10 protein-coding genes are annotated in these 12,781 nt (G+C 43.4%); 3 read left to right on the top strand and 7 right to left on the bottom strand.

All coding sequences use genetic code 11. The annotated features are described in order from the left end of the window. Nucleotides 1-108 precede the first annotated feature (108 nt). The 3 genes from C8R11_RS01305 to C8R11_RS01295 form a co-directional block, all read right to left on the bottom strand. On the bottom strand, nt 109-1,680 hold the full coding sequence (locus C8R11_RS01305; protein ID WP_244907506.1) for an amidohydrolase family protein: 1,572 nt from the start codon (nt 1,678-1,680) through the stop codon (nt 109-111). Between the two features lie 791 nt (nt 1,681-2,471). After that, a complete protein-coding gene (locus C8R11_RS01300; RefSeq protein ID WP_107794111.1) occupies nt 2,472-3,260 on the bottom strand; it encodes an aldolase in 789 nt (262 codons plus the stop codon). Nucleotides 3,261-3,328: 68 nt separating this feature from the next. After that, entirely contained in the window at nt 3,329-4,027 is a 699-nt protein-coding gene (locus C8R11_RS01295; RefSeq protein WP_107794110.1) for an SDR family oxidoreductase, read from the bottom strand. A 635-nt stretch (nt 4,028-4,662) separates the two neighbouring features. On the opposite strand from C8R11_RS01295, the gene C8R11_RS01290 reads away from it, so the two are divergent. From C8R11_RS01290 to C8R11_RS01280, 3 genes are all read left to right on the top strand, one after another. Continuing rightward, nucleotides 4,663-6,741 (top strand): TonB-dependent receptor, encoded by a 2,079-nt coding sequence (locus tag C8R11_RS01290; protein WP_244907505.1) that lies wholly within the window; start codon nt 4,663-4,665, stop codon nt 6,739-6,741. Between the two features lie 220 nt (nt 6,742-6,961). Next, nucleotides 6,962-7,423: a nickel-responsive transcriptional regulator NikR gene (nikR, locus tag C8R11_RS01285; RefSeq protein WP_090698656.1), complete on the top strand. Its 462-nt coding sequence runs from the start codon at nt 6,962-6,964 to the stop codon at nt 7,421-7,423. Nucleotides 7,424-7,527: 104 nt separating this feature from the next. Then, nucleotides 7,528-8,292: a carbonic anhydrase gene (locus C8R11_RS01280; protein WP_107794108.1), complete on the top strand. Its 765-nt coding sequence runs from the start codon at nt 7,528-7,530 to the stop codon at nt 8,290-8,292. A gap of 78 nt (nt 8,293-8,370) precedes the next feature. On the opposite strand, the gene yut is transcribed toward C8R11_RS01280, so the two are convergent. The 4 genes from yut to ureC form a co-directional block, all read right to left on the bottom strand. Further along, nucleotides 8,371-9,351, bottom strand: a complete 981-nt coding sequence (yut, locus tag C8R11_RS01275; RefSeq protein ID WP_107794107.1) for an urea transporter — start codon at nt 9,349-9,351, stop codon at nt 8,371-8,373. Nucleotides 9,352-9,470: 119 nt separating this feature from the next. Further along, complete coding sequence (gene ureG, locus C8R11_RS01270; protein ID WP_107794106.1) at nt 9,471-10,100, bottom strand: urease accessory protein UreG; 630 nt, start codon at nt 10,098-10,100, stop codon at nt 9,471-9,473. Between the two features lie 30 nt (nt 10,101-10,130). Beyond that, on the bottom strand, nt 10,131-10,820 hold the full coding sequence (locus C8R11_RS01265; protein WP_107794105.1) for an urease accessory protein UreF: 690 nt from the start codon (nt 10,818-10,820) through the stop codon (nt 10,131-10,133). Nucleotides 10,821-11,067: 247 nt separating this feature from the next. Continuing rightward, nucleotides 11,068-12,774: an urease subunit alpha gene (ureC, locus tag C8R11_RS01260; RefSeq protein ID WP_090698669.1), complete on the bottom strand. Its 1,707-nt coding sequence runs from the start codon at nt 12,772-12,774 to the stop codon at nt 11,068-11,070. Nucleotides 12,775-12,781 lie beyond the last annotated feature (7 nt).

Raw genomic sequence — 12,781 nt, 5'->3', positions numbered from 1 at the left:
ATAGATGCAGGTTTTCAATGCCGACCAATTAATACATTGCTTTTATAGTTAAAATCTCATGACGTAATGTGATTGCTTATAGTTGTGGCCGGAATATTTTTTGCCAGTTTATTGACATCCCGAAACTGGCAGCCAATTGGATAACGGGCCCGCATTTTGCAATAATCCGTCTTCAGCTTTCATGTAATAAACATGATTATCAGCTGATGAAACACCAAGATAGGTGTTAGTCGACGAGTAATAACGATAGCTGTAAGCGTTCGAAACCTCTGTAGAAGCGCCCGTTGGCGCCAGTTCATTAGGATATGTTCCTTCCGCCCAAGCGAAAAAGCACTCAAGTGTTGTTGCTGACAACTGGTTTATAAATTTATTAACAATAGTACGGCCACCTGAAATAACCAGATCTGGATATTCCAATATTTTAAATTTCTCGAACGGATTGCCTCTTACTGCAATAACATCAGCCGGGGCACCGGGTGTTAATGTGCCTAAAGGAGCCAAACGCAGGTGTTCTCCGGCTTTTGAAGTTACTGATTTAAATACGTTTACAACATCGGCAAAATCTATGGATTCTCCGCTTGTCAAGTGCAGTATTTGGTGAAGCTCTTCCCCATTAATCCCCCAAGGAACGTTGTCGTGTCCAATTTCGGAACCGTAGATAAATTTTGCTCCCTTACTTGCCAAACTCACTGTATTGGAATGAATGCCTTTTTGTGTAGCGGAATTCACACATGACGAAAGCGTATCTATTGTCGTTACGAAAGTAACGCCTTGATCCACTGCACGTTGCAGCAGGTCTTCATCGATTTCGGCACAGGGAATGTGGGCAAATTCATCAACTCCGGCATTAAGCGCTCTTTCGAAACCAGTATTCTCACCGACATGTACAAGAACTCGCTTACCCAGCTCGTGAGCTTTAGCTACAATCGCGTTCGTTATATCCTGTGAAAGGATGGGCCATGGCGTAGGCGGTGGAAGGACACCCGCATGCGGTTGCATCCACGGCGCTCCCATTTCGCCACCGGGTTCCAGTGCTATCTTGATGGCTGTCGCACCTCCCGCAACAAGGGTGGTGACAACTTCTTCGGCTTCTGTAATGGATGCTACGTGAATGCCAATCTTGTCATATCCTCCATCACCGCCCCCGAATATATTCAGCGGATATCCGCCAACAGCCTGGATAATAGGGCCAACGCTAAACAATCGCAGCGTACCTTGTCCCCCTTCAGATGCAAATAATGGCCCCCCCGTTTCCTGCACAGTAGTTATTCCATGTTCCAGCACTATATTTTTATCTACGTTCTGGAATCTGATATGTGCATGCGACTCGATAAAACCAGGCAAAATAGTTGCATCACCCAGATTGATCTGATTGACGCACAACCCATTCAGCTTCGTGAGTGAGTCCACTTGTTTAATCGTATTTCCCTCAATAAGTACAGCCATATTTTCTTGAGGAAAGTTGATACCATCAAATAACCGGGTAGCTGCCAATATTTGGCAATCCGGGAGTTCTGGCACTTCCGATGTACCCGAACCCGTATGATCAACACCCTCATGACTGAAGGCGCTGAGACTAATCCCTTGCCAGAGCATCATGGAGAGCACAAGATTTTTTATATTAATACTGTATTTTCTATTTCTCATTTTATAGCGTGTTTCCTTTAACAAAGGTGGCATTCAGAAATTACTGCCTAATCTTTGGACACAGATTATCAGTTATCACTTGATCATTAGCAATGCGACAAATTGCCGCATTCTCACTCCCAATCTGGGTCAATGACCAGTGCTTTGAAAACTCTGATCCACTTGTTATTGACAGAGTCCAATATACGTGGACTCTGTCAGCCCGGATAAGTGGCATGTCACGCCAAACCATATACAAGAGCCGAAAGATGCTTAAAGAAAAAGGCCCTCAGACACTCAAATGTACATATCGCCAAGATCACCACCATAAAAAACGCACGACAAAGCGATAAAAAATGTGGTGATTGCGTTATCACTGGGAGCTCCTCACTTGTGACAAGCTCAGATCTCTGCTCAGCTCAAAGCAAATGACCAAATTGAATTAAGTCCAACTTGCTTTAGATACGTATGGTTGAGAGAAAATATGCAGACCAGCGCCCTAGAGTTCAACGGTCAAAATCATCACTAGTTGTAGCATAGCGATGATTGATTCATTGCCAGGCTAGTGACCTTACTGATAGGATGTTACGACAAAGTTCCATGGTAATTAGTCCGCCAGTTTCCCCTGGTAATGACGCCAATACACATTACGTCAATACACGAGTGGGTCAAGCTTTGATGCGATACAATACGGATCATATATACCAGCAGCGAACCATCTTTGGCGAGAAATGTTTGCGGGAAATCTGCTCACGATAGACAATGCGCCAAACCGTAGCAATTGAGAAAAGTGGATCTTTTTATTTGATGCTGACAGTACGCTTCTTTATACTTATTGATGATGGTTATTTCAGGCAATCGAAATTATTGTTCTTGAGACTGCGTCGTGCATAATAGGCAAAACCGATAGCGCTGCGTTGAGAACGCAGAATCCAGTCGTGTGCTTCACGACCTAATCCGGAATTGATTGGCTTAATCTCGCCTGCAGCAAGTGCGAGCAGTTGCATTTTGGCTGCCCGTTCAAATGCCATCGCCAGCAGACAGGCTTCTTCAATACTAGGACAAGCCACAAGCAAGCCGTGATGCGCCAGCAAAATAGCACGCTTTGTGCCAATCGCCTGAGCAATTAACTCACCTTCTTCATTTCCGACAGGAACACCCGGCCATTTTGGCAGGAAAGCAACATCATCGTAGAGTACGCAATTATCCATATGGGAAATTTCCAGTGGCATTTCGAGCATGCTCAATGCAGCCGTGTGCACAGCATGGGTATGTATAATACACTGAACATCCGCACGGGCACGGTATAACCACGAATGAAAACGATTAGCTGGATTGGCCATACCATCACCCTGCAATACTTCCAGATCTTCATTCACAAGCAATAAATTACTCACACAGATCTCATCAAATCCCAGGCCCAGACGCTGGGTCAGATATGTACCCGGTTTTTCACCACGTGCTGTAATTTGACCGGCTAGCCCAGAGTCATGGCCATTATCAAATAATATCCGGCAGGTTAATGCCAGCTTTTGTGCCTGGTTATACTGCGCACCCTGCAAATGCGCGTCCATCTGATTGAATGATTGATTGATTAATTCCTTTTTATCCAGATCGAAAGTTTTTCCAGTCATATTTTTGGTTTCCCTCAGGCGCAATGTACTTTTTTACAGATAATATTTTACAAAACCCAGCCAAGTCACTACCAAGGAACAATCTGACCATCAAAAGCAAAAAATTTTCCCGTATCCGTGTGCGTCAGTCCATCAATGACATGCCGCATTCCCGATACGCTTTTTTCAGCAGAAATTAAACCATTGGGGCCGCCCATATCTGTTCTGACCCAACCAGGGTGCAATAAAGCAACGATAAATCCTTTTGATTCTAAGTCAATGGCCAGACTTTTCATGACAATATTAAGAGCGGATTTGCTTGAACGATACACATAGCTGCCACCACCACGATTATCCGCCACACTACCCATTTTACTGGTTATGGTAACAATCTTTTTCAATTCGCTTCTTGAAATCTGGGAGAAAAAAGCATCCGCCATCTTCAGTGGCGCCATTGAATTGACTTTAAATGCATGGCCCCATGCATCATAGTCAACTTGATGAAAAGTAGCGCCTCGCACCGTAGGATAAACACCCGCGTTATTAATAAGTAGATCGATTTTGTCTGTTGACAGCTCATGCGACAGTTGTGCGATCTGTTCATGATTGGTGACATCCAGCGCGTGAATATGAATAACATCAGGAAACTGCGCTGCCAATTGATTCAGTTCACTTGAAGTTGACGGGTTACGTGTACAAGCCAGCACTCGCCAGCCGTCATCGGCATATTGGCGTACAAACTCCAATCCTATGCCACGGTTTGTACCGGTGATTAAAACAGTTTTCATTTGATTCGCTATTCCTATATTTTGCTGTTATGTTATTCAAATTGCCATATGCATAACCAATTCAAATAACCCATGCATTCGTCATCACCAACGATTATAAACGTATTCACAATGCGAACATTCCATATTTTCATCCAATTGGATAACATGAAAGTTCTATTCAGAATTATAAACGCCTCATTTTGTTCAAAATCAGATTTGAATTTCTAGTTATAATAATATAGGTGTAGGGCAGAAGCAGAACACAATTTTTGTGATCGCCTACAACCTCCAAAGTAATCACCTGAACGAAAACATCAACACAATCCCGCTGCAGAATTTCCAGAACATCTGATAATGATCAATATCACCGAAGAAAATGCAGCAGGTGTCACGCTGGTTAACTCTTTTCCGTGCAAAGTAGCTGTATTCAAATACGCTGCGTTCGGTATGCTGCATATTTCAAATCAATCTGACAATTCCTAACCAGAAAACCACGCTTCAGATTTAAGTTTACATCAAGAAGGAAAGCAGTTATTTTTAACAAGTATGAAGTAATCATTATTTTTCATATTTAATAAAAATCTCAAGTAATAGCGCTAGATCATTACTAAATTAAAAAAAACTTATAACTCACAATGTACAGAGCGCCGCCTTTGAATATTAATAATTATTTGTACGGCTTATGGAAAAAGCTGCTTGTCTGGCTGTCATTGATTCCATTCACAATATACCCTTCCACTATTTATCCAGCGGGTATTCCAACGCTCAGTGAAATCGAAGTGCGCGCCAATACCAGAGAATTGATGGGAGTTGCCAACTCTGCCAACGAAGGTACCGTACTCAAAGAACAACTAGACCAACGAACAGTATATCGCCCCGGAGAGCTACTGGAGACGGTCCCAGGATTAATCGTTACTCAACACAGTGGCGAAGGAAAAGCGAATCAATATTTTATGCGCGGCTTCAACCTGGATCATGGGACCGATCTGAGAATTGTTGTGGATGGGATGTTGGTCAATCAGCGTTCACATGGACACGGACAAGGGTGGGCCGATACCAATTTTGTAATTCCGGAGTTGATCAATAATCTGCATTATCAAAAAGGGCCTTATTATGCTGATCAAGGCGACTTTTCTTCAGCAGGGGCTATCAGTATGCGTTATCTCAATAAATTGCCGGTTGGTATCGCCAGTTTTAGCGCAGGGCAACAGGGATTTATCCGTGGATTGGTTGCAAAATCGCATGCAATCGGTCAGGGTGATTTATTGTATGCACTGGAATTGCTCAAAAAAGACGGGCCCTGGGTCAACAATGAAAAATACAAAAAATTTAATGGCGTACTACGATATAGCCAAAATACGGGCAAGACCAGATTCAATATTACTGCAATGGGTTATGGCGGCCGATGGAACTCGACTGACCAAATTCCTCAACGCGCAGTCGACAACAAGCTTATTTCGCGACTGGATACCATAGACCCGAGTGATGGGGCTGAAGCGCACCGTTTTAGCCTATCAAGTGCACTTGAACATACCAGCCGGTATGGACTTACCAAAATCAATCTTTATACATTGCATACTAATCTGGCCTTATTTTCGAATTTTACCTACTTTTTAGAGGATCCGGTCAACGGTGACCAGTTTTCACAAATTGACAAACGCTTCCAGTCTGCACTGGATCTAAGCCATGCATGGGTCAATAATTTCGCCGGGCTTGCGCTGGAAAATACAGTAGGATTTCAATTCCAGAATGATGTCATTGATAATGGATTGTTAAAAACAAAACAGCGCCAAAAATTATCTACCACTCGCAGAGATCATATACTGCAGAACAGTATCGCCCTATACTATCAGAACAGCGTACAATGGCTGGAAAAATTTCGAACTGTGGCGGGTGTTCGCAGCGACCTATACTGGTTTGATGTAAATAGCAATCTGGCTGCAAATTCCGGTACTGTTCATGACAGCATGACTAACCCCAAATTAAGTCTGATTTTTGGACCATGGTTTCAAACCGAATATTATTTTAACTATGGAAGCAGTTTTCATAGTAATGACGCGCGTGGCACGACAACCACGATAGATCCCAAAACCGGAACGCCGATAGATAAGGTAAGTCCCCTGGTACGCTCTACAGGATTTGAGGCTGGACTTAGAACGGCCATCCTGCCAGGATTGCAAGCTGCACTTACTTTTTTCCGGTTGGATATTGATTCCGAGTTGTTGTTCGTAGGAGATGCGGGTACCACTTTTGCAACCCGGCCAAGTACGCGAGAAGGCTTTGAGATTTCAACCTTCTATAAACCCCTGGATTGGTTAACCGTCGATCTTGACTATGCACTGACCAAGGCCCGGTTTTCAGATTCTGATCCTGCGGGAAACTATATACCGCAAGCTGTACAGGGTGTCGGAAAGGCTGCAATCGCCTTTAATCACTTAGGACCTTTTTTTGGCAGCTTGCAATTCCGTTATTTCGGCAAACGCCCACTTATAGAAGATAATAGCGTCCGTTCAAAATCCACCATTACATTGAATGGCCAGGTCGGGTATAAAATTGGCAAAAAAGTTCAGATAATGCTGCAAGCGTTTAATTTACTGAACTCACATGATCACGCCATAGATTATTTCTATACATCCAGACTACCTGGAGAATCTACTCAGGGTATCGATGACAGACATTTTCATCCAATTGAAACCCGCTCGCTCAGAGCCAGTATAGTTGCCAACTTTTGATAGCAGCAGTCAAGATAGCCTCATAAATTAAACTTTGAAAAACAAAGCAATGTACAGCAAGCTCAAATCAACACTTCTCTGTTAAACTTGAAACAATAGGCTTTTTCAACATAAAAATTAAACTATCAATTTCCATTGTCAACATCCAGTCGTTTGGAAAATAATATGATGCACTTGATTAAGCTTGGCTAATTTTATAAATTTTTTAAATATTACTTGCATGAAGCGTTTTACTATTTCACTGGATAATCAGTTGTCAGCACAATTTGATAAATTGATGCGATCAAGTGGTTATACGAACCGTTCAGAAGCTGTGCGTGACATGATTCGAAAGCAACTTGAAACTGAGCACCTTAAAAATGAAAGTGATGGCGACTGCGTTGCTTCGCTGAGTTATATATATAATCATCATGAAAGTGATTTAGCAAATCGGATTACTGCTATCCACCATAATCATCACAATTTGACTTTATCCAGTATGCATGTACACATGGATCATTTTAACTGTCTCGAAGTCGTTTTTCTGCGCGGATCTATCCAGAATGTTACAGATTTTGCCAATCAGGTTATTGCGACGCGTGGCGTTCGGCATGGAAAGCTATTTATGGTTCCGGTTGAAATTAAACAGGAACAGCATTTGCACGAACCTTCATCACATACTCACAGCAACCCACTCATTTGATTTTGCAAATGTACTGATCAAGAACGCGAATATGGAACTAAACACTTATTAAATGCATCAGATGATGTAACCATATTTAATTACAGAAAACAAGGAGTTGAACCATGTGTAACACAGAAAATCATACCAGCATCATTGAACAGAATAACCAGCACAGACGCTCTTTTCTGAAATTAACAACTGCATCCATTCTTGGATTGGGGCTTACGCCATTGGGAAATGTTCACGCCACTTCCGGTGTTATGAAATCTCCGCCTTTACCTGAAAATGTACTCACACCTGAAGCCGCATTAGAACGCTTGATGAAGGGTAATGAACGCTATGTTTCCGGACAATCGATACCACTCAATTTTAGTGACGAGCGTCTGGATTTAATGCGCGGGCAAAACCCATATGCTTGCGTTTTGAGCTGCTCGGATTCCAGAGTGAGTCCAGAATTCTGCTTTGACGAACAACGTGGGGATCTGTTTGTCGCACGTGTGGCCGGTAATTATTTGACAACCGACTTTATCGCAACACTGGAGTATTCTGCTGCTGTATTACATACACCCTTAATAATGGTATTGGGTCATGAAAATTGTGGCGCAGTAAAAGCTGCTATTGATGCGACAGATAATAATGAACAATTTCCAGGCCATATACAATCCATCGCTACCGCACTAACCCCGGCTGTAAGAGCCGTACAAAAAAAACCAGATTATGTTGCCGCCAATAGATATTACGAAATCGTCAAAATGAATGTTATATTAACCGTTAGAGAATTAAGAAAGCAACCGCCGATTTTGAGCAGTTTGGTTGACAATGGAAAATTAAAAGTTGCAGGCGGGGTGTACCAATTGGAAACGGGTAAAGTTAGGCTGGTCGCATAACCTTTTATATTTAGATTCAAGAATTTTTGGAGAATCTGATCGCGTATTTTGCACTCTCAGATTCTCCAATCCCAAACATTAGTTTGACCAGTGTTTCGACATACCTGCTGCAAATAAAAACATCCACATAACAAGCACAAACGGAAATGTTAATGTTGGCAAACCAATCGGCGCCAGAAAATTAGCCAGGCCAGCCTGACAAATAACAGTTAGAATTCCGGCTATGAGCGCTAGAAAAGCCGTGCCGGTTGAGGGCTTGAGAAAAACCCATCCGATAGCCATCATGGTTAACACCGGGTTAAACGCATACAGGCCCATTTCTATCAGATTCTGATTTGCACCAAGCAGTACCGGCACCAACACCCCCACGAAAGTGCCACAAAGTGCCATAAAAGCGCCACGCCACGAGGTTATCGCTATACCGATTAAAAATAAAATACCAACCAGAACGTTATCAGCAAACATGACTTCTGCGACGCCTTTTGTCAATGCCACGTACCACATTTCGGTTGTCTCTGCCGTCATGGACGAAAGCCAGGTTGTGGCAGGAAGGTCAGCGCTTGCGATTGCCGCCGGAATTTCCGGTGACGGCAGCACAGGCCCACGTGAGAAACTATCAAATGAGTAGACTGCAACCATAAACATCCAACAAGTCAAAACAAACGGAGAAGTAGATGCCGGTATTTTATAGGGTGTCAAAATCCTAATCAGGGCTGCCAGCACAACGCTTGACAAAATCGAAGCAAGAACGACATAAATCCACAGTTGCGGCGTGTTCTCAAGAAACAGGAATAAGCAGGGCCCAACCAAAGTACCATTAAAACCATATAAGCCGGCATCAATATCATCGTCAGAAAAACCGAGCAAATAAGCTGTAATCGTACTCGTCACGACACCAACTGTAGCAGCTAGCCCGGCGGTCACACCGCCAACATACAGTGCGATCAGAAAAATCAATCCAGTTACGGCATTACCGCAAAAAAATACTTGGCCTACACCTCTCAGAATTACACGCACAGGAACAGGCAGCGCCATGTCTACTTTCATTGACCATTGCATTATAGTTATCTCCAGGATTATTTTTTAATGAAAATGTTTATCAGGATCAAAATCTCACTATCTACAAATTTGCTTCTCGTAAATGTTGCAAATAATGCCAAGCAAATAACCCGTCTGAACTACTGTGTTTTCATTTCTTCCAACAGACCTTGCTTGACGATAAAATCAATAATTTCCTGTACACCCTGTCCAGTGCGTAAATTGGTAAAGACAAAAGGTCGATCTCCGCGCATTTTTTTAGCATCTCGCGCCATAACATCCAAATCTGCTCCCACATACGGGGCCAGATCGATTTTATTAATGACAAGTAAAGCCGAGCGCGTAATGCCCGGTCCGCCTTTCCGCGGTATTTTCTCACCTGCAGCCACGTCAATCACATAAATAGTTAAATCGGACAGTTCGGGGCTGAAAGTAGAAGCCAGATTATCACCACCGGATTCAACCAGAACCAGATCGAGGTTTGGAAAATCCTGGGTAATGCGTGCAATCGCCTCAAGATTAATTGATGCATCTTCTCTGATTGCGGTATGCGGACAACCGCCGGTTTCAACACCAATCAATCGTTCTGCGGGCAGTGCATCAGCACGTAACAAGATTTCCAGATCTTCTTTTGTATAAATATCATTGGTAATGACAGCCATGTCATAATGATCACGCATTCTTTTGCTGAGTACTTCACACAGCGCCGTTTTACCGGACCCAACCGGTCCGCCTATGCCAACACGCAGCGGATTAGATGTATTTGCCATTCTATATTCCAGTGTAATTGTTGAAATTGCTCATGATCGATAAATTCTACTATATTGTATTTCATGCTGCATCGAGAGTATGGACAGGCCTGGCGCCCAATTGGACAATTCATCATCGGATAAATTTTGTGCCCGGTGAGCTATCTCTTCGATTTTCGGATGAAGGGAAAGCAGTAACCGTTGACCTGAAACCTGCCCGAGCGGAACAGATTTCACACATACCAACACCTGATTCTCAACTATGGAAAATAATAACCCCAACAATGCCGCTTCATGCGATATCTCCAACGCAACAGCTGCAAAAGCAAAAGCTGTCGGCAATGGAATTTCAACTTGATCGGCCATAATCTTCTGCAGTGACTCATCCGCAATTTTTAAATCCAATACCAGCTTATTGAGCGAGTAACCCATTTGAATGGTTTCAGCACGAAATTCGTTGGTATCGCGTGCCGCGATAAAACGTTCCGTCCAATAAGTGACTGTTTGTTCATCACGGTTTGAGAACGCTTGTAGCAAACGCCAGAATATGGGCGCTTCAAAATCAGCAATTACTGCTAAAGACTCAGTAATCCAGGCATGTGCTGACGCTTCGTCTTTAACTTCGCCATTCTCGATGGCTGCTTCCAGTCCTTGCGAATAGGTATACGCGCCAATCGGAAGTGACGGGCTTGCCAGGTGAAGCAAACGAAGCAGTTCAGTATTTTGTTTTTCACGCAACATTTGTTCATCAAGTCCTATGTAAAATTCAACTTTTATTTAATAAATAGAAAATGTGCTGAGTGAATACACGGAGTCTGTCTTGTGGTATTTCCAGCCACCAACCACCATGATTGTTCACGAATGCATTAATAGGGCCAATAATATGACACCTAATGATTAATACCGCCCTCAATTCGTTTTGACAACAATATGGACAGTAAAAGGATATTCACTTTATCCTTTTACTGTTGGCATAGAAGCTGGTTTATTAAAATAAAAAGTACCGCTGAGCCATAGGGAGGGTATCGGCAGGCTCGCAGGTCAACAATTCACCATCGGCGCGAACTTCATATGTTTCTGGATCGATTTCCATTTTAGGTGTTGCACCATTATGGATCATATCTTTTTTGCGCAGACCACGCGTATTCTTAACAGCTATCAATGGCTTGTCAGCCTTAAGATGATCAACCAAGCCAGCTGCCAGAGAAGCTTCAGAAACAAAAGTGTAACAGGTGTGTTTAAGCGCTGATCCATAGGCACCAAACATATATCGGTAGTGCACGGGCTGTGGCGTTGGAATCGATGCGTTTGGATCACCCATGAGCGCAGCTGCGATCATGCCACCCTTTAGAATTACTGATGGCTTAACGCCAAAATGCGCTGGTCTCCAAATCACCAGATCAGCATATTTGCCGACCTCAATAGATCCCACCGCATGTGAAATACCATGAGTAATTGCTGGATTAATAGTATATTTTGCGATATATCGTTTGACTCTGAAATTATCATTTCTTGCAGAATCTTCCTTGAGCGCACCACGCTGTACTTTCATTTTATGCGCGGTTTGCCAGGTACGCGTAACAACTTCACCGATACGTCCCATGGCTTGTGAGTCGGAAGCCATCATGGAAATAGCACCGATATCATGTAATATATCTTCAGCCGCGATGGTTTCTTTACGAATTCGTGACTCAGCAAACGCAACATCTTCAGGAATATTAGCACTCAAATGATGGCAGACCATGAGCATGTCCAGATGCTCATCCAGCGTGTTCCGTGTATAAGGGCGTGTCGGATTGGTTGATGACGGCAAGACATTTTCCAGCTCAACCACTTTCATAATATCCGGCGCGTGCCCACCACCTGCGCCTTCAGTGTGAAACGTATGGATTGTTCTATCTTTGAAAGCATTGATTGTGTTTTCAAGATAACCGCCCTCATTAATCGTGTCGGTATGAATGGCAACCTGTACATCCATCTTGTCGGCAACTGACAGACAATTATCAATCGCGCCAAAAGTCGTACCCCAGTCTTCGTGCAATTTTAATCCACATGCTCCAGCAAGTACCTGCTCAACGTTGGGCTCCGGTACACTGACATTGCCTTTTCCAAAGAAACCGGTATTCATGACCATACCATCAGAAGCGCGCAGCATGGATTGAATATGCCATGGTCCAGGTGTGCAGGTGGTTGCATTTGTGCCCGCTGCAGGTCCAGTGCCGCCACCCAACATGGTGGTAATGCCGTTCATCATAGCGTCTTCTTCTTGTTGCGGACAGATGAAATGAATATGCACATCCAATGCGCCGGCGGTTACAATTTGACCTTCACCGGCAATAATTTCTGTTGCTGCACCAATAGCCATAGTCACACCCGACTGCGTATCAGGATTACCAGCTTTACCGATATTGGCTATTTTCCCGTTTTTAATGCCAATATCGGCTTTAACAATTCCCCAATAATCGATAATGACCGCATTGGTTATTACGGTATCCATAACGTTATCGTGTACACGCTGTGATTGTCCCATGCCGTCACGGATAACCTTGCCGCCGCCAAATTTAACTTCTTCACCGTATGTGCAGAAATCATCTTCGACTTCAATAAATAATTCGGTATCGGCCAGGCGAATTCGATCGCCAGTTGTCGGACCCATCATTTCAGCATAAGCCTGTCGAGAAATTTCAAAACTCATGTCTTAT

The sequence above is a fragment of the Nitrosomonas aestuarii genome (assembly GCF_003046585.1).
GTDB lineage: Bacteria > Pseudomonadota > Gammaproteobacteria > Burkholderiales > Nitrosomonadaceae > Nitrosomonas > Nitrosomonas aestuarii.
Note: the sequence above shows the minus strand (reverse complement) of the source record. Positions and strands in the feature narration are given on the sequence as shown.